Origin of the sequence: Rhodococcus sp. NPDC057135, assembly GCF_042670865.1 — a bacterium.
Taxonomy (GTDB): domain Bacteria; phylum Actinomycetota; class Actinomycetes; order Mycobacteriales; family Mycobacteriaceae; genus Rhodococcus_F.
Window position 1 is genome coordinate 41280 of record NZ_JBHUUU010000013.1, and the last position, 19755, is coordinate 61034.

The 19755-nt window shown below is 62.5% G+C and carries 21 protein-coding genes; 8 read left to right on the forward strand and 13 right to left on the reverse strand.

The window, feature by feature from the left end; genetic code table 11:
- Nucleotide 1: 1 nt before the first annotated feature.
- Both ACFT1A_RS22970 and ACFT1A_RS22975 read right to left on the reverse strand, forming a co-directional pair.
- Nucleotides 2-790, reverse strand: a complete 789-nt coding sequence (locus ACFT1A_RS22970) for a pirin family protein (protein WP_378448913.1) — start codon at nucleotides 788-790, stop codon at nucleotides 2-4.
- A 36-nt stretch (nucleotides 791-826) separates the two neighbouring features.
- A complete protein-coding gene (locus ACFT1A_RS22975; protein WP_378448994.1) occupies nucleotides 827-1324 on the reverse strand; it encodes a VOC family protein in 498 nt (165 codons plus the stop codon).
- Between the two features lie 147 nt (nucleotides 1325-1471).
- Between ACFT1A_RS22975 and ACFT1A_RS22980 the strand changes: the two genes are divergently transcribed.
- Both ACFT1A_RS22980 and ACFT1A_RS22985 read left to right on the forward strand, forming a co-directional pair.
- Nucleotides 1472-1942 carry a MarR family winged helix-turn-helix transcriptional regulator gene (locus tag ACFT1A_RS22980; RefSeq protein ID WP_378448914.1) on the forward strand — a complete coding sequence of 157 codons (471 nt, stop codon included), beginning with the start codon at nucleotides 1472-1474 and terminating at the stop codon, nucleotides 1940-1942.
- Nucleotides 1943-2004: 62 nt separating this feature from the next.
- Nucleotides 2005-2823 carry an HAD family hydrolase gene (locus tag ACFT1A_RS22985; protein WP_378448915.1) on the forward strand — a complete coding sequence of 273 codons (819 nt, stop codon included), beginning with the start codon at nucleotides 2005-2007 and terminating at the stop codon, nucleotides 2821-2823.
- Between the two features lies 1 nt (nucleotide 2824).
- Here the strand turns inward: ACFT1A_RS22985 and ACFT1A_RS22990 are convergent, their stop codons facing one another.
- From ACFT1A_RS22990 to ACFT1A_RS23000, 3 genes are all read right to left on the reverse strand, one after another.
- On the reverse strand, nucleotides 2825-3712 hold the full coding sequence (locus ACFT1A_RS22990; protein WP_003945464.1) for an alpha/beta fold hydrolase: 888 nt from the start codon (nucleotides 3710-3712) through the stop codon (nucleotides 2825-2827).
- A gap of 224 nt (nucleotides 3713-3936) precedes the next feature.
- A complete protein-coding gene (locus ACFT1A_RS22995) occupies nucleotides 3937-4602 on the reverse strand; it encodes a hypothetical protein (RefSeq protein WP_378448916.1) in 666 nt (221 codons plus the stop codon).
- Between the two features lie 67 nt (nucleotides 4603-4669).
- Nucleotides 4670-5434: an SDR family NAD(P)-dependent oxidoreductase gene (locus ACFT1A_RS23000; protein ID WP_003945543.1), complete on the reverse strand. Its 765-nt coding sequence runs from the start codon at nucleotides 5432-5434 to the stop codon at nucleotides 4670-4672.
- A gap of 194 nt (nucleotides 5435-5628) precedes the next feature.
- Between ACFT1A_RS23000 and ACFT1A_RS23005 the strand changes: the two genes are divergently transcribed.
- Nucleotides 5629-6498 (forward strand): hypothetical protein, encoded by an 870-nt coding sequence (locus tag ACFT1A_RS23005; protein WP_378448917.1) that lies wholly within the window; start codon nucleotides 5629-5631, stop codon nucleotides 6496-6498.
- Between the two features lie 70 nt (nucleotides 6499-6568).
- On the opposite strand, the gene ACFT1A_RS23010 is transcribed toward ACFT1A_RS23005, so the two are convergent.
- Genes ACFT1A_RS23010 through ACFT1A_RS23030 form a run of 5 tightly spaced genes read right to left on the reverse strand, consistent with a single transcriptional unit; the run spans nucleotide 6569 to nucleotide 12150 of the window.
- Nucleotides 6569-7621 carry an acyl-CoA dehydrogenase family protein gene (locus tag ACFT1A_RS23010; protein WP_378448918.1) on the reverse strand — a complete coding sequence of 351 codons (1053 nt, stop codon included), beginning with the start codon at nucleotides 7619-7621 and terminating at the stop codon, nucleotides 6569-6571.
- Nucleotides 7618-8583: an acyl-CoA dehydrogenase family protein gene (locus ACFT1A_RS23015; RefSeq protein ID WP_378448919.1), complete on the reverse strand. Its 966-nt coding sequence runs from the start codon at nucleotides 8581-8583 to the stop codon at nucleotides 7618-7620. Before ACFT1A_RS23015 ends, ACFT1A_RS23010 begins: the two co-directional genes overlap by 4 nt.
- Nucleotides 8580-9740, reverse strand: coding sequence for an acyl-CoA dehydrogenase family protein (locus ACFT1A_RS23020; protein ID WP_378448920.1), 1161 nt, complete (start codon nucleotides 9738-9740; stop codon nucleotides 8580-8582). The genes ACFT1A_RS23015 and ACFT1A_RS23020 overlap by 4 nt, the downstream gene beginning before the upstream one ends.
- On the reverse strand, nucleotides 9740-10612 hold the full coding sequence (locus tag ACFT1A_RS23025; RefSeq protein ID WP_230814834.1) for an enoyl-CoA hydratase: 873 nt from the start codon (nucleotides 10610-10612) through the stop codon (nucleotides 9740-9742). Before ACFT1A_RS23025 ends, ACFT1A_RS23020 begins: the two co-directional genes overlap by 1 nt.
- Nucleotides 10609-12150, reverse strand: coding sequence for a FadD3 family acyl-CoA ligase (locus tag ACFT1A_RS23030; protein ID WP_378448921.1), 1542 nt, complete (start codon nucleotides 12148-12150; stop codon nucleotides 10609-10611). Before ACFT1A_RS23030 ends, ACFT1A_RS23025 begins: the two co-directional genes overlap by 4 nt.
- A 55-nt stretch (nucleotides 12151-12205) precedes the next feature.
- Between ACFT1A_RS23030 and ACFT1A_RS23035 the strand changes: the two genes are divergently transcribed.
- The 4 genes from ACFT1A_RS23035 (at nucleotide 12206) to ACFT1A_RS23050 (ending at nucleotide 16138) form a co-directional block, all read left to right on the forward strand.
- Nucleotides 12206-13435 (forward strand): acyl-CoA dehydrogenase family protein, encoded by a 1230-nt coding sequence (locus tag ACFT1A_RS23035; RefSeq protein ID WP_378448922.1) that lies wholly within the window; start codon nucleotides 12206-12208, stop codon nucleotides 13433-13435.
- Nucleotides 13435-14247: an SDR family oxidoreductase gene (locus ACFT1A_RS23040; RefSeq protein ID WP_003945582.1), complete on the forward strand. Its 813-nt coding sequence runs from the start codon at nucleotides 13435-13437 to the stop codon at nucleotides 14245-14247. The genes ACFT1A_RS23035 and ACFT1A_RS23040 overlap by 1 nt, the downstream gene beginning before the upstream one ends.
- A 74-nt stretch (nucleotides 14248-14321) precedes the next feature.
- Nucleotides 14322-14978 (forward strand): TetR/AcrR family transcriptional regulator, encoded by a 657-nt coding sequence (locus ACFT1A_RS23045; protein WP_378448923.1) that lies wholly within the window; start codon nucleotides 14322-14324, stop codon nucleotides 14976-14978.
- Between the two features lie 11 nt (nucleotides 14979-14989).
- Nucleotides 14990-16138 carry an acetyl-CoA C-acetyltransferase gene (locus tag ACFT1A_RS23050; protein WP_378448924.1) on the forward strand — a complete coding sequence of 383 codons (1149 nt, stop codon included), beginning with the start codon at nucleotides 14990-14992 and terminating at the stop codon, nucleotides 16136-16138.
- 54 nt (nucleotides 16139-16192) lie between these two features.
- On the opposite strand, the gene ACFT1A_RS23055 is transcribed toward ACFT1A_RS23050, so the two are convergent.
- Nucleotides 16193-16510 (reverse strand): DUF4333 domain-containing protein, encoded by a 318-nt coding sequence (locus ACFT1A_RS23055; RefSeq protein ID WP_378448925.1) that lies wholly within the window; start codon nucleotides 16508-16510, stop codon nucleotides 16193-16195.
- A gap of 97 nt (nucleotides 16511-16607) precedes the next feature.
- Nucleotides 16608-18008 (reverse strand): cytochrome P450, encoded by a 1401-nt coding sequence (locus ACFT1A_RS23060; RefSeq protein WP_378448926.1) that lies wholly within the window; start codon nucleotides 18006-18008, stop codon nucleotides 16608-16610.
- Nucleotides 18009-18103: 95 nt separating this feature from the next.
- Here ACFT1A_RS23060 and ACFT1A_RS23065 point away from each other — a divergent pair, with 95 nt between their 5' ends.
- Nucleotides 18104-18691, forward strand: coding sequence for a TetR/AcrR family transcriptional regulator (locus ACFT1A_RS23065; RefSeq protein WP_214886909.1), 588 nt, complete (start codon nucleotides 18104-18106; stop codon nucleotides 18689-18691).
- A gap of 48 nt (nucleotides 18692-18739) precedes the next feature.
- Here ACFT1A_RS23065 and ACFT1A_RS23070 read toward each other — a convergent pair whose 3' ends face one another.
- Nucleotides 18740-19750, reverse strand: coding sequence for an ABC transporter substrate-binding protein (locus tag ACFT1A_RS23070; protein ID WP_378448927.1), 1011 nt, complete (start codon nucleotides 19748-19750; stop codon nucleotides 18740-18742).
- Between the last annotated feature and the right edge of the window lie 5 nt (nucleotides 19751-19755).

The window sequence follows — 19755 nt, forward strand, 5'->3', positions numbered from 1 at the left end:
GTCATCCCTGCGAAACGGTGGCGTGCATTTCCCAGACGATGACCTCGGCGCCGGTATCGGAACTGACCTGCTGGCCTCCGCCGCCGGACACTCGTACCGCGTCACCTTGTTCGAGCACTCCGACGCCTTCCATGGCAGCCTGACCGTCGGCCACAAAAACGTGGAGGAACGGTGCGTCCGGCAGGGTCACGGGCTGTCCGGGTTGCAGACGCGCGACGTGCATCGCGGCGTACTTGTTCTTGATCCGGATTGCCGAGTGATCGGCGTACGCGTCCATACCCGAGGCGACGGGAACCAGTCCACCGGCGAGCAATTCGGCGTCGATCTCCAACTGTTCGTAGCCGGGGGTGATTCCGGCTTCGTCGGGGATGACCCACATCTGGATGAAGTGAACCGGGTCGCTGTGCTTGTCGGAATGGCTGCCGGCCACGTCACCGAGTCGCCACGAGTCGTTCTTCTCGGAATGCAGGATGCCAGTGCCGGCGCTCATCCGTTGGGCAAGTCCGGGGTAGATGACCCCCGAATGACCCATCGAATCCTGATGCACGAGAGAGCCTCTCAGAACCCAGGTGACGATCTCCATGTCCTGGTGCGGGTGGGTGTCGAATCCCATTCCCGGCGTGACGATGTCGTCGTTGTTGACCAGGAGAAGGCCGTGGTGAGTGTTCTTCGGGTCGTAGTGATTGCTGAACGAGAAGGAGTGCTTCGAGTCCAGCCAGCCCGCATTGGACTTGAAGCGATCGCCCGATCGACGGACGTCGAAGTTCGGTTGAGACAACGTGGAGGTCATGGGGGCCTTCCGGATGGTGTGGGGGAGAGCAAGTTTTCAGAGGACGTGATTGCCGTACATCTCGCCGAGGGGATCTGCGATCAATTCGAGTCGAGCGCCGTCGGGATCGCGGAAGTACAACGAAACCTCGCTGTGCTCGATCAATTCGACGCCCGCCTCGGTGAGTCTGGTGCGCAACGTCGCCCACTTGGCCGGCTCGACGCTGATCGCGATGTGGTGGAGGCCGCCGAGTACCTCTCGGTACGGGCCCACATCGAGGCCCGGGAAGTCGAAGAAGGCCAGGAGGTTGCCGTTGCCGATGTCGAAGAAGAAGTGCGAAGACCCGGGATAGTCACGGTTCTCGATCAGTTCGGTGAGAGGGAAGCCGAGGAGATCCTGATAGAACTTCACGGTTCGCTCGACGTCACTGCTGATCAGGGCCGTATGGTGCAGACCGCGTGCCATCGACGACGGTCGTTTGTCGGCAGGGATCAGATGCCGATCCCTTATCTCGGCACGGCGTTCCTCGAACTGCACTGCGTTGTCGGCCTGCATTGCTTTGTCGACCTGCACTGCGTTGTCGTCGCTCATGGCGCCCGCCTCCCGGTTGAATCTTCACTTCGAACAAGTAGTTGACTGATCAACTACATTGAGAATAGCTCATTTGATTTCGTTGTCAACTACTTCGGATATGCTGGCGTGATGGAATCAACGCGATGGTTGACCGACTCGGAGCAAACGGCCTGGCGGGCGTACCTGGATTCGACCCGCCTGCTTCAGCGCGTCCTCGATCAACAGTTGGTGCACGACTCCGATATTTCCTTCACGGATTTCGAACTGCTGGTCGCGCTGGCCGAGGCGCCCGGGCGACAATTGCGCATGAGTGAGCTCGCTGACGCCGTGATGGCAACCCGTAGTGGCGTGACCAGGGCGGTCAATCGACTGGTCGGCGTCGGTTGGGTGCGCAGGGTCGAGTGTGTCGACGACAAGCGTGGCGCCAATGCGGAGCTGACCGACCAGGGCGCCGAGAAATTGGCGTCGGCAAGCCCGGCCCACGTCGCCGCAGTACGGGAGAACATGTTCGATCTGCTGAGCCCGCGAGACGTCGAGCGTCTCGGTGTGGTGTTCGGTGAGATGCGCCGCCACCTTCTCGAGGGGCAGCCAGGTAATTGACAGAGCAACGGTCAATGTCATGTAGTTGGTGAGGACTGCGAACGGACTGCCATCATGGTCTGGTGACCCGCATTCGTATGTTCGCGACCGACCTCGACGGCACCCTGCTGCGCTCCGACCGAACGATTTCGACGCGCACCGCGCAAGCCATGGAGAACGCGCGGCTGGCGGGTATCGAAGTTGTGTGGGCGACGGCCCGCGCTCGACATTCGGTACATACGTTGGCGAGCTCGTGCGGATTTCGCGGTAAAGCTGTGTGTGCCAACGGAGCTGTCATTCTCGACCTCGCCGATGGTACTCCGGAGATCGTCGACACCGTTTCGATCGAAATGTCCTTGGCGGCAACGGCTATGGAGCAAGTTCGCGCACTGGTCCCAGGCGTCGTGTTCGCGAACGTCGGACCCACTCAGTTCTTTGCCGAGCCGGAGTATGCCGCTCTGTGTGAGTTCGCGGACCATCACCGGCACCTGCACGAGATGGTGCTGGCCGACACCTTGCCGCTCGACGTCGAGCCGATGGTCAAGATCGTGGCTCGGCATGCGGAAGTTCCCAGCGCCGACCTGTACCGAACTGCGGTCGCTGCGGGCATCGAGGGTGTGGAGTTGACCCACTCCGGCGCTCCGTACATGGAAATGGCTGCGGCGGGCGTCTCGAAGGCCAGCGCTCTCGCGCAATTGTGCGCGATCGACGGCATCGACGCGTCGGAAGTTGCGGCAGCAGGTGACGCGTTCAACGACGTTGCCATGCTGACCTGGGCCGGAACGGCTCTGGCGCCGGCCAACGCCCGAGCTGAGGTCATCGAACTTGCCGACCGAATTCTGCCCACGAACGACGAGGACGGAGTGGCAAGCTACCTCGAAGAGTTGGTTGCGGGGAGCTAGTTCAGCTGCTGACGGCCTTGGGGCCGGTGCCGATACCGACTCCGCAGTCCGTCATGAATTCGGAGAAGACACGGTCGAAGCGATCCGGGTAGTCCAGGTGGGGGAAGTGTCCGGCGCGCTTGAAGATCTCGACCCGCCCGAGCGGTAGCTCGGCGCGAGCGTTCTCGGTGTGGGCATTGGGGATGATGGTGTCTTCCTCGCCCCATACCAGTAGTGCTTGCAAGTTCTTGAAGTTGGCGAAATGCGGAGTGGCATTGACGGTTTGGCCGTTGTAGTTGATGACCGATCGCGCGGTCGCCAGAAATGCCTGACGTGTCGACGCGTCCGATACCGAAGCAAAGCTCTTACGGGCCTCACTCGCGCTGGCGCCGAGCTTGAACAGTCCGATCTTGTTGAAAAGTCCGAGCGCTTTGTCGGTCACGTCGGTCAGAGTCCTGGATGCGAGGACGGGAAGCACCAGTTCGCTGCCGGGCAGAGTCGCCGCCCGCAGGAGAGGGCTGACCTCGGGGCCGAGTCCGCCGCTGGCCACCAGGCACAGCCGTTCCACGCGGTCGGGGAACAGATACAGCGTCTGCATCGCGATCCCGCCGCCGAGTGAGTGACCGACCAGGGTGGCCGACGGAATGTCGAGGGCTTCGAGAAGATCGCGCACAGTGGCTGCGTGAGCGCTGAGCGAGTAGTCGCCGGCAGGCTTGTCCGACGCACCGTGTCCGAAGAGATCAGGAGCTATGACGCGGTAGTGGCGTGAGAGCGTCTCGATCTGCGGCTCCCAGTTGGAGTGCGCGCCCAGCAGGCCGTGAATGAGCACCACAACGGGGCCACTGCCTTGGTCGACGTACTTGAGCTGGTCGCCGTGCAATACAACCGTCTGTAATTGGTCGGTTGCCATGATTGAACCTTTCGGAGCCGCCAGTGTCTGTGGCTGCTCGCGTGTTGTCGGACCGCACCCGCCCCGACGCGGATCCACGGGTATTTGTGACCGGGAGTAACCCCAGTTCCCTCAGTATGCCCACCGAGGGGCCCGATGTCGTCGCCATTGGGCGTGTTGTGACGAACCGTGAGCCGTCGGCTGAGGGGAGACGTACAACTCACCGCCGCTTGTCGGGCGGTTGATCAGGCGAAATCAACCAGTTTGCCGAAGGTGAGGTTGATGTCCCACGGTGTGACGCCCCAGGTCTCGATAGCTGATACTGCGAAGATTCCGGCGGCCTCGATGGTGTCTTGCGAGGCTGGCGCCGAGACCGAAACACCGGTTTGGCCGTTCGGAACCTCCGGCCAGACGCCTGTGCCCACGGGTGCCGGGGTGGCCTCCATGACTGCATTTGCCAGGCCCGATTCGTCGACGGTCGTGAAGAGGCAATTCGGCTCGTGGGGAGAATCCCACCCGCCGAGTTCCGCGAGCCAGAATTCGCCGCGTCCAGCAGCGGAGATCGCGATCGAGGCGAGTGTCGACTCGAGATCTTCCCAAGCGTCGGCGGTCGGGGCCGACGCATCGGTGAGCTTGAACGGTGCGGCGAGGGCAGTGCTGTCCGGGGAAGCGAAGCGCGGCTGCACAGTGAGGGTCTGCATCTGGTCGTCGAAAAATACAACTTCTCGGAACTTGTTGTCCGGCAGAGCAGTACGGGAAACAGCTCCGCGTCCGAGCAGCGCGCCGAGCGCCTCGGGTTCGTCGACACTCCACAGGCGGGTCTCGTCCTCGGACCACGTGCGAATCATTCCGCCGACGACGGGACTGATCAGCACGGGCTCGAGGTTCGTACTGCCTGTTGACTCGCTCACCGCTGGCTCCCACCGCACGTCGTACCGCCGGACCGGTTCCGAGCGACCAGACAAGTACAGCAGGTGGTCACATATGCGTGCCGCCGTCGATGCGGATTTCCGTTCCGGTGACAAAGGAGCCGTCCTCGGAAGCGAGCATCGCGATCACGCCGGCGACCGCGGACGGGGGAGCGAAACCCTCACCGATCGCCGGGGCCAGCTTGCCGAGCAGCGTGAAGTCGATGTCGGCCGGGAATCCGGGATCGGACGTCATGCCCGACGCGATGCTGCCGGGTGCGACGGCCACGGCGCGGAGGCCCTGCTTGCTGTACTCGAGAGCGAGTGCGTGCGTGAAGGATTGGATTCCACCCTTCGACGCTGCGTACGCCGTCATGTAGGGGTGGGCGAATGTCGCCGATGTGGAACTGAAGTTGACCACGACGCCTGCTCCACTTTCGAGCAGTGCCGGCAGGGACTCCCTCGTCATGAGGAACGTTCCGGTGAGGTTGACCCCGATGACGGTGTTCCAGAAATCGAGTGTCATCTCGTGGGTGTGCGCGGAGCGCAGAATGCCCGCCGCGTTGACCAACACGTCGAGACCGCCCAGAGCCTTGATCGCAGCGCCGACCTGTTCGCGAACAGACTCTTCGCTGGAGATGTCGACCTTCACCGTGGTGAGGCGATCGGAATGGCCTGCGTCCTTCGCTGCGTTCAGCGTTTGTTCGAGGCCGGTCTCGGAAATGTCGGCGGCGACGACGGTGCCACCTTCTGCCAGGATGCGGGCAACGGTGGCCTGGCCGATTCCGGATCCTGCGCCGCTGATGAGGACGCGCTTGTCGTCGAATCGATTCACGAGAAAACTCCGGTCTGTGGGATGGACAGCTGTCTGGTTTCGATTCTGCGCTACCGAGTGGGATTGGTGAGCAAAATGTTCCGCTCAGTGGGTGCCTCCGACTTGCTGATGACCTTCTCCACAGGCGGTCGGTCGAATACATTCAGACCGGTCGCAATAGAGCGGTCAATTGAACGTGAGAATCGAGGAAACAAGTGTCACTTCCGCAGTTGACTTTGGACGAGGCTCTTCTGCTCGAATTGCTTTCTTCGAACGGAGATACCCTTGGCAACGGCAAGCTCAGGCAGAAGGCAAGTTTCGGCAAAGAGCGATATCGTACTGCTGCAAATTCCTTGGTGGACAAGAACTTGGTCCGCAAAGCCGGTGGCCGGGGTGGCAGCGTGGTTCGAGAATCTTCGACGAAGGACTCGGACGACGACGAGTCAGTTACGACGCTGACCGTGCCCTTCAGGGTCCGAGAATTGAACCTCTATGCGCCGATGGTCGATGTGCTTCGGGAGTTTCCACTCCGCAAATCCGGCGTGGCTCCGCTGACGGTCGACGACGTGGCTAATCAAGGTAAGCGAAGTACCGGCGGGACGTGGTCGCGCTCAGATCTCGTGACCGTCTCGGTGCGTAGATTCGACTACGTTCCCGGAATCTTTCTGGAGGCCACGACCGTTGAAGTGAAGCCATTCGATCAAGTCAATGTCACTGCGGTGTACGAGGCGCTTGCGCATCGACGGGCCTCGACCCACGCCGTCGTTGCGTTTCACATCCCCGCGTACCTCACCGAGGCCCTCAAGAGACCGCTTCGGGAAGTGCGCACAGTTGCCAGTTCGCACGGGATTGGGGTCGTCACCTTCGCAGATCCAGGGGATAGTACGACTTGGCGAGCACGCGAAGAAGCCGAACGGGTCGAGCCGGATCCTGTGAGACTGAACAAGCTGATAGAAAAGCAGCTTTCGGCCGGCTCACGGGAACGGATTGCAAACGAACTGAGGCGGAACATGCAGTTTCGGGACGTCTCACCTTCAGGACTGTCGATACCCGAGAACAGGTTGGTCGAATCTGTAGGAAACTGAAGTCTGATTGAGACCGACCAAGGCGGTGCTTGTTCGCTCGCAATCCCGAGCGAACAAGCACCGACGTGTCCTACAAACCCGCTGCCTGCGCGAGGCTCGGCAGATAGGTGCTCGGCCGGCCGAAGAGCTGAGCGCTGCCGTGTGCACGCTTGAAGTACAGCTGAGCGTCGTGCTCCCAGGTGATCGCGATTCCGCCGTGCAACTGAACCGCTTCGGAGGTGATCTGCTGCAACGCTTCCGAGCAGTAGACCTTCGCCACCGCAGCGTCGTCGGCCGACTGCGTCGCCACTGCGGCGTAGGTCATCGACCGCGCCGTCTCGACCAACGTGTACATGTCAGCCATCCGGTGCTTGAGTGCCTGGAAAGAACCGATCGCGCGACCGAACTGCTTGCGCGACTTGGTGTATTCGACGGTCTGTTCGACGATCGCTGCGGCTGCGCCGACCTGCTCTGCAGACAACGCGATCAGGACGACGGTTCGGATTCGATCGACCAGATCTTCTGACCACTGCAGTGGTCGACCGCGAACACCGGAGAACGTGACCTCCGCCAGCGTTCGTGTCGGATCCATGGTGGGGACGCGTCGGCGGGAGACGCCCTCGGCCGCGGGATCCACTTCGTAGAACCCGTCGGCAGTCAGAACTAGCAGGGTGTCTGCGACGTGCCCGTCGAGGACGTACGACGCCGTGCCGGTCAACGCATCCTCGGTTGCCTCGACGCCGAAGGTGCTCCAACCAGCGGCACTCGCCCAGCACAGGGCGAGCGTGCTCTCACCGGCCGCGACACCGGGCAGCAGTCGCGAGCATGCGTCGTTGTCACCGGAAAGCAGCAGTGCCTGTGCGGCAAGAATTGCGGAACCCAACATCGGTGAGGGTGTCAGCGTGCGGCCCAGTTCCTCCTGGACCACGTGTACTTCGCCCAAACCTGCTCCGACGCCGTCGAACTCCTCGGGAATCGCCAGCGCGGCGACGCCGATCTGCTCGCACAGCTTGCTCCACAACGCGGTGTCGTAGCCGATCTCGGTGTTGATGGCAGCGCGGACGGCAGCGGAGTCGGAATGCTTGCTCAGGAGATCGCGTACCGACGCACGCAATGCTGCCTGGTCTTCGGTGTCGATGCTCATGACGCAACCAGTGCTTCGACGACGCGCGCACGATGCTCGGACGGTGTGCCCCAGGCGGTGAGCAATGCTCGTACCTTGGTGAGCCACAGGGAGAGATCATGTTCCATCGTGTAGCCGATGGCGCCGTGAACCTGGAGTCCGACGCGGGCGGCCTTGTACGCAGCATCCCCACACGCGACCTTGGCGGCTGAAATGTCACGCGAGGCGTCGGCCGACTGATCGCGAACCGACAGTGCGGCACCGTGCAGCAGGGGACGAGCCATCTCGAGGGAGACGGCAACCTCGGCCAGGTGGTGCTTCATGGCCTGGAACTGTCCGATGACCTTGCCGAACTGCTTGCGCTGCTTAGCGTATTCGGTGCTGACCTCGAGCAGTGTCTGGCCGAGACCCTGCAACTGGGCGGCAGTGGCAAGAGCGCCCATGTCGAAGGCTGCCGAGAAGTCGGCGGAGCCCAGCGATTCGCCGGCGGAAACCTCGTTGAGCTTGCGGGAGAGATCCACCGACGCCTTGGCCTCGCCGGGGACGCCGAGTGAGACGGCACCGTCCTGTGCAAGTAGCACCAGGTCCACTGCATTGGCGTCGAGCGCAAACGGTGTGTGCGGGGGAGCGGCGACGGTTGCCAGTGACCCCTCAGCGAGAGCAGAGAGACGTTCCGGTGCAACGGAAGCCAGGAGCGTCGGCGCCACGGCGATCGTTTCGACGACCGGTCCGGGTACTGCGTGGCGACCGAGCTGTTCGAGCGCAACGACCAGGTCGACGGCGTCGGCGCCGAGCCCGTCGTGCTCTTCGGAGATGACGAGGCCGTTGACGCCGGTCTCGGCAAGGCGCTGCCAGAGCTTCTTGCCCGGCTCGGTGTCACCGTCGTTCCACGAACGGATGACGGCGGGCATGTCGGACTTGGTCAGCAGTGCATCGATGCTTGCAGCGAAGTCCTGGTGGGAGGAGTCGAGCGCGAATCTCATCGGTCCGCCTTCGGTAGGCCGAGCAGACGCTCAGCGATGACGTTTTTCTGAATCTCGTTGGTGCCTGCGTAGATCGGGCCGGACAGGGAGAACAGGTATCCGTCCATCCAGTTGTCGGCCAACTCGGCTTCAGGGCCCTGAAGTTCGAGAGCAGTCTCGTGGGTGGCGATGTCCCACTCGGACCAGAAGACTTTGTTGATCGAGGACTCGGCGCCGAGCTGTCCACCGTCGGCCAGACGGGTGACGGTGCCGAATGTGTTGAGTTGGTAAGCGCGAGCGCCGATCCAGGCGTCGGCGACCTGGTTGCGCAGAGCGCTGTCGTCAGTGCGTCCGCTGGACTTGTACAGCTCGAGCAGGCGGTCGACTGTCGCGAGGAAGCGGCCGGGGCTGCGCAGCGAGAGACCACGCTCGTTGCTTGCGGTGCTCATCGCGACGCGCCAACCTTCGTTGACGTTTCCGATCACACCCGACTCGCCGGGGTTGGACGGGTCGTCCGGAACGAAGACGTCCTCGAGGAAGATCTCGGCGAAGCCGGGCTCACCGTCGAGCTGATCGATCGGGCGAACGGTGACACCCTTCGAGCGGAGGTCGAACATGAAATACGTGATGCCCTTGTGGCGCTGCGCATCCGGATCGGAGCGGAACAAGCCGAAGCCCCAGTCTGCGTAGCTGGCACGCGAACTCCACGTCTTCTGGCCGTTGAGCAGCCAGCCGCCGTCGACCTTCTTGGCGCTCGAACGCAGGCTCGCGAGGTCGGAACCGGACTCGGGCTCGGACCAAGCCTGTGCCCAGATGTCGTCGGCACGAGCCATACGCGGCATGATGCGAGCCAACTGCTCGGCATTTGCATGCTCGAACAGTGTGGGAGCCAACAGGAAGATGCCGTTCTGGCTCACGCGACCGGGCGCACCCGAGCGGTAGTATTCCTCCTCGAAGACGACCCATTCGAGCAGGGACGCGTCGCGGCCACCGAGTTCCTTGGGCCAGGAGACGACGGCGTAACCGGCGTCGGCGAGGGTGTGTTCCCACTGCCGATGTTCTTCGAAGCCCTCGGCCGTGTCCATGGACTTGAGCGGAGTGGCGGGGACGTTCGCCTCCAGGAACGAGCGGACCTCGTCACGGAATGCGGTTGTGGCGTCGTCGAATACGAGATCCACTAGTTTGTTCCTTCCTGCGGTGTGCGAGCACTGGCAGCCATAGCTTTGGCGTCGAGACCACCAAGCGAGTCTTTGCCTACCTCGGCGTTGTGAGCGTGAGCGAAGTGATGCAGACCGAAGACGGAATCGATGCCGTTACGCATCCCCATCTGGTCCTCGCACTGATTGACGGCTTTCTTGGTCAATGCCAGTCCGAAGCGCGGCATCTCGGCGATACGTCCAGCGAGCTCGAACGTCTCCTTCTCGAGGTGCTTGCGGGCGACGACGCGGTTCACCATGCCGATTTCGTAGGCACGTTGCGCGGTGAACCGATCGCCGGTGAAGAGCATTTCCTTGGCGAATCGTGAACCGACCATCCACGGGTGCGCGAAGTATTCGACGCCCGGGATGCCCATGCGGACAACGGGATCGGAGAAGAAGGCGTCATCAGACGCGACGATCATGTCGCAGACCCAGGCGAGCATGAGCCCGCCGGCAATGCAGGCGCCTTGCACCATCGCGATGGTGGGTTTGGGGATCTCCCGCCACCGACGGCACATGCCCAGGTAGACCTCCATCTCGCGGGCGAAACGCTGGTCACCGCCTGGCTTGTCGACGTGATCCCACCACATGGTGGCCTTGTTCTCGTACTCGACGTGATGGTCGCGTCCCGGGGTCCCCAGGTCGTGACCGGCACTGAAGTGAGGTCCGTTGCCTGCCAGGACGATCACCTTCACGTCGTCGTCTTCGACGGCGCGCTGGAATGCCGCGTCGAGGGCATACGTCACGACCGAGTTCTGGGCGTTGCGGTAATCCGGACGATTCAAGGTCACGACGGCGACCGAGTCGCGAACCTCGTAGGTCACGACGTCGGCTTCGAAAGGAACGGTCATGACTGTTCCTCGCGCAGAACCGTTTTGAGGACCTTGCCCGAGGGATTTCGGGGCAGGTGATCGACGAAGCGCACCTCGCGGGGCACCTTGAAGCCGGCGATCTTCTCCTTGAGGAAGGCGATCACCGATTCTTCGGTGAGGCCGGCGCCGTCGAGTTGGGCGATGTAGACGCGGCCCACCTCTCCCATCCGGTGATCGGGGATGCCGATGGCAGCCGATTCGTGGACACCGGGCAGGCGAGCCAACATGCCCTCGATCTCGGCGGGGTAGACGTTGAAACCGCCGCTGACGTACATGTCCTTGAGACGGTCGGTGATGTCGAGATATCCACGCTCGTCGAGGGTTCCGATGTCTCCGGTGTGCAGCCAGCCGTCGGCGTCGATTGCCTTGGCGGTGGATTCCGGGTCGTCGAGGTACCCGAGCATGACGTTCGGTCCACGAAGCAGGATCTCGCCCTGGTCGCCGATCTTGACCTCGAAATCGGCTGTCGCGCGGCCGGAACTGGTGGAGACGGTGACCGGATCGTCGTCGGTGCGGCACATCGTCGCAACGACCGCCTCGGTCAGGCCGTATGCCGTGAGGACGGCGTCGAAAAGCTCTGCCTGCATGCGCTCGACGAGAGCAACCGGAACGGGTGCGGCGCCGGTGATCGCGATGCGGAGCGAGGACAGGTCGTACTCGCTGCGGCGGGGGTGGTCGAGGATGGTCTGGTAGATCGTCGGGGCGCCGGGCAGGATGCTGATCTTCTCGCTGTTGACCAGCGCGAGGGTGTCGTCGATGTTGAAGACGGACACCGGCACGATCGTCGCACCGTTCAACAGACAGACCAGGATTCCGGCCTTGTACCCGAAGGTGTGGAAGAACGGGCTGATGATGAGGAAGTTGTCGTCAGCGGTGACCTCGGCGCATTCGCCCCACGACTTGGCAACGGCGATGGACTGACGATGCGCGGTGATCGCGCCCTTGCTGCGTCCCGTGGTGCCGGAGGTGAAGAGGATGTCGCTGACGTCGTCGGGCTGCACCTTCGCAGCGCGGGCGTCGGCCTCGGTGCGGGCGGCGTCGGTGGCGAGCGCGAGGAAGTCCTCGAACTCGATGACGCCGTCACGGTCGTCGTTTCCGTCGATCGGTATCTGGATGACGGTGGGGATCGACAGGCTCGGGTTGGCGTCGAGCAACTGCTGGTACCGATCGGCCTTGAGGAACGTGCCGACGATGACCAGAGCCGCGGCGTCGACGCGCTCGATGATGTCGAGAGCTTCGGTGCCGGTGTATCGAGTGTTGATCGGAATGATGGCTGCGCCGGCGTACTGAGCGCCGAGCAGGGCGATCACCCAGTGGTATGTGTTGGGCGCCCAGATGACGACGCGGTCGCCTGCCTTCACCCCACGGTTGATCAGTGCGCCGGCGAAATCGCGGACACGCTGGTGCAGCTGTGCGAAGGTCAGTCGGGTGTCGCCATCGGCGATAGCCGTGCGCTCACCGAACTCCTCGGCGGCCCGGATGAGGGCTGATGGGATGGTTCTCGGTTGTTCGGTCACTGGACTCCTACCTGACACGCTACCTAGCAAGTGCTTGGTAGGTTATCTTACATATGTGGACCAGAGCGAGAGCCCGGACGGGCAGATGACGGACGACGAGTTTGCGACCACGGTCGCGCAGTGGTTGGCCGAGAACTTGACGGGCAAATTCGCCCAGCTCAAGGGTAAGGGCGGCCCCGGCAGCGAGCACGAGTTCTTCGAGCAACGACTCGAGTGGGACAAGCACCTCGCAGCCGCCGGATGGACGTGCCTCGGGTGGCCGAAGGAATTCGGCGGACGGGGAGCAAGCATCTCTCAGCAGGTCATCTTCCATCAGGAGTACGCGAAGGCCGGCGCGCCCGCTCGCGTCAGCCACATCGGTGAAGAGCTGCTCGGCCCGACGCTGATCGCGTACGGCACCGATGAGCAGAAGCGTCGATTCCTTCCGGGCATCAACACGGTCAGTGAACTGTGGTCGCAGGGCTACTCCGAGCCCGGCGCCGGTTCCGACCTCGCGAACGTCTCCACCACCGCACGCCTCGAAGACGGCAAGTGGATCATCAACGGCCAGAAGGTGTGGACCTCGCTGGCCCACGTCGCGCAATGGTGTTTCGTGGTCTGCCGCACCGAAGTGGGCTCCAAGCGTCATCAGGGCTTGAGCTTCCTGCTGGTCCCGTTGGATCAGCCCGGTGTGACAGTTCGGCCCATCCAGCAGCTCACCGGTACGTCGGAGTTCAACGAGGTCTTCTTCGACGACGCCGTGACCGACGCCGACCTGGTGGTCGGCGAACCTGGTGAGGGCTGGAAGATCGCGATGGGGCTGCTCACCTTCGAGCGCGGTGTATCCACGCTCGGACAGCAGATCGGATTTGCCCGCGAGCTCCAAGGCGTCGTCGACCTGGCGAAAGCCAATGGCAGTGACCAGGATCCGTACATCCGCGAAAAGATCGCGCGCGCCTGGGTCGGTCTGCGCGTGATGCGCGCCCACGCGATGCGTACTCTCGACGCGGTCGACGCCGGAACCGGTGGCGGAGAAGCGTCCGTCGCAAAACTGTTGTGGGCCAACTGGCATCGTGATCTGGGACAGCTGGCGATGGATGTGCAAGGTGCGTCGTCGTTGGTTGCGCCTTGGGCTGATTCCGAGGGCAATGCCTCGGACATCACCGACCCCGAACATCTCGAGCTCGACGAGTGGCAACGCCTCTTCCTCTTCACCCGCGCCGACACGATTTACGGCGGATCCAACGAAATTCAGCGCAACATCATTTCCGAGCGCGTGCTCGGTCTTCCCCGAGAGGCTCGTTAATGTCTGACACCAAAGCCGCGTCCCCGCTTTCCGTTGCGCCCGAGGAAACGCCGGGTCACGGACTGCTCGCGGGCAAGAAGGCAATCATCACCGCCGCGGCCGGAACCGGCATCGGTTTCTCTACTGCGCGCCGGGTGCTTCTCGAAGGCGGCGACGTTCTCGTCTCCGACTTCCACGAGCGTCGTCTTGGTGAGACGGTGGAGAAGCTGAAGGCCGAATTCCCCGGTCAGCAGGTCGAATCGATCATCTGCGACGTGTCGAGCACTGAGCAGGTCGACGCGCTGTTCGTCGGCGCAGCCGAGAAGTTGGGGCGCATCGACATCGTCGTCAACAACGCCGGCCTGGGCGGCGAGACTCCCGTCGTCGACATGACGGATGATCAGTGGGATCGCGTTCTCGACATCACCCTCAACAGCACTTTCCGTTCGACGCGCGCCGCGCTGCGTTACTTCAAGAGCGTTCCCCACGGCGGTGTTCTGGTGAACAACGCGTCCGTTCTCGGTTGGCGGGCGCAGCATTCCCAGGCGCACTACGCCGCAGCCAAGGCCGGTGTCATGGCGCTGACTCGGTGCAGCGCAATCGAAGCAGCGGAGTACGGAGTCCGTATCAACGCGGTCTCGCCCTCCATTGCGCGTCACGCGTTCCTGGCGAAGGTCACCAGTGAGGAACTGCTGGACCAGTTGGCTTCCGGTGAGGCCTACGGCCGCGCCGCGGAGGTCTGGGAGATCGCAACGGTCATCGCGATGCTCGCCAGCGATTACTCCACCTACATGACCGGTGAGATCGTCTCCGTGTCTTCACAGAGGGCTTGACCCCCGTGCGCGGTTGAGGAGTCCCTGGACTCGCTGACCGCGCACAGGGGAGGGCCCTGGATAGGATTGAATACATGACGCCACCTCGAAATTCCGACGAATCCAACGGCAAGTCCGGGCGCCGCGACGAGCTGCTCGAGATCGCGGCCGGGCTGTTCGCCGATCGCGGAGTGCACGCGACGACCGTCCGCGACATCGCCGACGCCGCCGGGATCCTCTCCGGGAGTCTGTATCACCATTTCGATTCCAAGGAGTCGATGGTCGACGAGATCCTGCACCAGTTCCTCGACGAACTCTTCGGGAAATACCGCGAGATCGTTGCGGCGGGGTTGGACAGTCGCGCGACGCTCGAAGCGCTGGTCGTGACGTCGTACGAGGCCATCGACGCCTCGCACTCGGCCGTTGCGATCTACCAGGACGAGGTCAAGCACCTCGTCGGGAACGAGCGCTTCGCGTACCTGGCCGAGCGCAACACCGAGTTCCGGGACCTGTGGGTCGGCGTCCTCGAGGCCGGCGTCGCGGACGGGACCTTCCGTTCCGACATCGACGTCGAATTGGTCTTCCGATTCATGCGCGACACCGTGTGGGTCGCGGTTCGCTGGTATCGCCCGGGTGGATCCCTCTCCGCTCACGCCGTCGCGGCTCAATATCTCGCGATCGTGCTCGACGGGCTCTCCGATCCGGCAACTGTTGGAAAAACTTCAAGAATTATTGCTGCACAACGAAACTAGGAGCTAACGCTATGTCCGAGGTTTACATCGTCGACGCCATTCGCACACCGATCGGCAAGAGGGGCGGCGCGCTGTCCGGCGTGCACCCCATCGATCTCGGTGCGCACGTCGTCAAGGCACTGGTCGAGCGCACCGGTATCGACCCCAGTGACGTCGATGACGTGATCTTCGGTTGCGTCGACGCCATCGGCGGCCAGGCCGGCAACATCGCCCGTATGTCCTGGCTCGCAGCGGGATTCCCGGAGCACGTTCCCGGTGTGACCGTCGACCGTCAGTGCGGTTCGAGTCAGCAGGCAGTGCACTTCGGCGCTCAGGCCATCCTGTCGGGCACCGCGGATCTGATCGTCGCCGGCGGCGTTCAGAACATGAGCCAGATTCCGATCTCGGCAGCGATGATCGTCGGCCAGCAGTACGGATTCGACACGCCGACTTCGGGTTCGGTCGGTTGGACCGAGCGTTACGGTGACCAGGAAGTCTCGCAGTTCAAGGGCGCCGAGATGATCGCCGAGAAGTGGGACATCAGCCGCGAAGAGCTCGAGAAGTGGGCACTGCAGAGCCATGCGCGCGCCAAGGCTGCGATTGCCGCGGGTCGTTTCGACAACGAGATCGTCGCCATGGGTGACGCGACCGTCGACGAAGGACCTCGCGAGACCAGCCTCGAGAAGATGGCGACGCTCAAGGTTCTCGTCGAAGACGGTCGCATGACCGCAGCAGTGGCAAGCCAGATCTCCGACGGCGCGAGTGCGCTGCTGCTGGCGTCGGCGGAAGCGGTGGAGAAGTACAACCTCAAGCCCCGCGCCCGGATTCATCACCTCAGCGCACGCGGCGACGACCCGATCTTCATGCTCAGCGCGCCGATCCCGGCCACGAAGCATGCTCTCGCGAAGGCCGGTCTGAGCATCGAGGACATCGACATCGTCGAGATCAACGAAGCTTTCGCCCCGGTCGTCCTGGCCTGGATCAAGGAAATCGGTGCAGATCCGGCCAAGGTCAACGTCAACGGCGGCGCGATCGCACTCGGCCACCCGCTCGGCGCCACCGGCACCAAGTTGATGGCAACCCTGCTCAACGAACTCGAGCGGACCGGCGGCCGTTACGGCCTGCTGACCATCTGTGAAGGTGGCGGCACCGCAAACGCGACGATTATCGAGCGTCTCTGACTCCTTGCTGTGCGCCTTTATTAACCGCCGGCGGTTAATAAAGGCGCACAGCAGTTAGTTGTTCGGCACATCCGCAACCTTGATGTCGAAGTTGGCGCTTTCACCGTCAACGCTGGTCACAGTAGCTGTGACGTCGTATTCGGTGCCCTCTTCGGTCAGGAGGCAGGTGATCGTCGCGCCGACTTCGGCGTCAAGGTTCTCCGGACACGTCACGTCGTCGGGTGGCTCGCCGATCTTCTCCGCGAGTTGAGTGGAGATCTGACTCGCGACTTCGGACTTGTCCACTTGCGGCGTCCCGACGCTCGCCGAGCACGCTCCCGTGGCCAATGCCACCGAGAGTAAGACGATTCCCAATGCAGGCCTCTTTGTCATGTGAACTCCCAGGGTGCGCCGGTGCTCGCTGCTGCCAGCTCTGGGATTACCGCATTTGGGACTGTTCAACCGACTTACTCGACGCAGTTTTTCGAGGTCACCGTCGACGGACCGTCAAGTTGAAGCCTTCGGGCATGAGGGTGAGCCGTTCGGCCACCTTCAGTTCGTAATCCTGATCGGCCTCGATCGTGTATTTCTGCAAAATGGTGCCCAACACGAGAACCGCTTCGTGAATGGCGAATTGTCTTCCGATGCAGGCACGTTCACCCGTTCCGAACGGCTTGTACACGTGCGCCGGCCTGGCCTTGATGTTGGCAGGCAGGAAGCGATCCGGATCGAAAGCCTCGGGATTGTTGCCCCACACCGGATCACGATGAAGTGACGGGATGAGCACGAGCATCCAATCGCCCTTCTTCATGGGATACCTGCCGACGAGCGTGGTGTCTTCGAGTGCCGCGCGGCCGTATGCCGGTGCTGTCGGCCACAGACGCAATGATTCGTCGAGGACGCGTCGTACGTATCGAAGTTTCGCGATCTTCTCGAATGCGGGCTCCTCGCCCTCCCAGACCTTGTCGACCTCAGCTTGCGCCTTGGCCAGTACGTCAGGGTTTTGCGAGAGGTAATACAGTGCGAACGACAAAGCGCCGGAAGTTGTTTCGTGCCCGGCGACGAGGAACGTCACGACCTGATGGCGGATGTTCAGTTCGTCGATACGGTTGGGATCGTTTTCGCGAGCCGCCCGCAGCATCAGTTCGAGTAGATCTTCGGGCCCCGGCTCGGTACTTGTGCGCCGGGCACGGATCACCTCGTCCACAACCTCGGCCATGTACGCCTTTCGGACCTCGTCACGTTGATCGGCGCGGCGTGCGAGGACTCGCCCCAGGGCAGTCGACTTCAGGAACGTCGTGCGCTGTGAATGGGAGAGCGCTCCGACCATTGCCTTGACGAACGGATGCTGCTCTTCGCGTTCGAAAGAGTCGAACGAGTAGCTGAATCCCGTGCGTCCGATGGTCTCCAACGTCAGCTTGGTCATGTCTGCGGAGACGTCGATGGGGGAGTCGCTGCCACGGCTGTCCCAATGGTCGACCAACTCGCCGGCCACGTCGAGCATCGTGCGGTGGTACGAGCGCATCGCAGTCTGGCTGAACGCCGGTGCCAGGAGATTGTGCGCCTTGCCCCAGTTGGGCTCGTGGTTGTAGGCAGTGAACAGTCCGTCGCCGCCGATTCCGCGTAGCGCCTTCACTCCGGGTGCAAGGTGTTTCGCGAACCGGGACTCGTCGGACAGTTCTGCCACCATGTCTGCGCCCGAGGCGAAGACGAAGCGATTGCCCAGGACGTTTCTTTCGAAGATCGGGCCGAGTTCGCGGCCGATGCTCACGGAGTTCTGCAGTGGCGTCCGAATGTTGATCCCGAGGACGTCGCCTAGGACTGGCAGGCGCCACGCCGGATGCGGGATCCGAGCATCGGTCGTCGCCTCTGGAGTGGTGTCGACGCTCATGATGTGTCCCCCGGGTGAGATCGCTTACTGAATTGGTGTCTAGTACGCAAAGTACGCCTTACTGAATCGGTGTCAAGTAGTAATCTGACTTGCCTATGGTTGCACCACGAAAACGCCTGGACCGAGAGCAGCGGCGCACGCAGTTGCTCGACATCGGCGCGCAACTTTTTGCCGATCGCTCGTACGAGGACGTCTGGATCGAAGAGGTTGCCGAGATCGCAGGCGTCTCGCGCGGGTTGATGTACCACTATTTCCCGACCAAACGAGACTTCTTCGCGGCAATCGTCGAGCGCGAATCGCAGCACTTGCTCGAGGTGACCGCCCCGGACGCGACGCTACCGGTGCGCGAACAGGTGGCAGCCGGGTTGGATGCCTACTTCGCGTACGTGAAGTCGCACAGCAGGGGAGTGCGCGCCATCAACGTCGGGACGCTCTCGGCTGAGGCCGGTATCCGAGCGATCGTCGAACGGGAACTCGAACAGCAACAGATTCGGATCCTCGACGCACTCGGATTCGAGGGCGAAGAAAGACAGATCGCCGCCGTCGCGGTGCGGGGATGGATCGCATTCGTCCGGGCCGTGTGTCTCGACTGGCTCGACCAACCTTCCATACCGCATGAGGAGTTGAGGGTGATCTGTCTGAGAACCCTCTCCGGAGCGTTGGGCATCGACCTCGAAACGTGAAAATGCCGACCGCGTGGGAGCGGTCGGCATTTTCAGGGACAAGTCTGATCAGTCGAGCGTCGAATAGAGTTCGTCCCAGCCCTTGGCTACGTACATGTTGGTGTAGATGGACCCGTAGTACGTACTTCCTTGCAAAACGGTGACATTCCCGGCCTGCACAGCCGGAAGTCGTTGCCACAACTTGTTGTCCGAGAGTTGATCGAAGGTGGTGTCGCTGCTGTCGGTGACGGAAACCATGAACGCGTCACAACCTCGCAGTCGATCCATCTCCTCGATGCTCAATCGCCCCTGATTGTCGAAACCGGTTGTGTTCAGTGTTCTTCCGCCGATATCGGCGAGCGTCATGTCGGTGGGTTGACGATTCTTCTTACCCGTTTCCTCCGATACGGGCAGGCTGTCGATGTAGATCGTGGCTTTGTCCGGACTGTAGGACAAGCTCGCGACGGTCTTTCCCGCGATCGCCGAAGCGTGTCGAGAGCGAATGTCCGTGATCAGAGCGTCGTAATCGGTGATCAGGCGATCCATGGTGGGTGTTCGGCCCAGCCAATCGGAGAGCCGGGTCAGGTTCTCCCGCCACGTCTGCTTCGATTCCGTGGTCAAGACCGGAGCGATGGCTTGGAGTTTTGCAGCGGGCCAGTACTCGTTGTCGGCGTTGACGCAGATGATGAGATCTGGTGCGAGTGCCAGTATCTGCTCCAGATTGGGCTTGTCGCTGAGGTATTCGGCCGAGCCGTCGACAGGCACCCACTCGGTGGCGGGTGAGATGTTGTATCCGAAGACCGGTAGTTCCAAGGCAATGGCGAGCTCGAGGTCGGTTCGGGCGTCGATCGCCAGGACCCGCTTGGGGTTGGTCGGGATGTCGTAGGTTCCCAACGGTGTGGTGACGGTGCGCATTTGAGCGCCGTCGGATGCACCCGAACTGTCGCTGGAAGTGCAGGACGGCAGAATAGTTGCGACTGCTGCCATCCCGGCTCCGATGCCGAATTGGCGACGGGTCAGTGCATCGACTAGCTCTTGCCAGGCGCGTTCGTCCGGCACGGTGGGTGTGGTGGTCAGCATTCTTC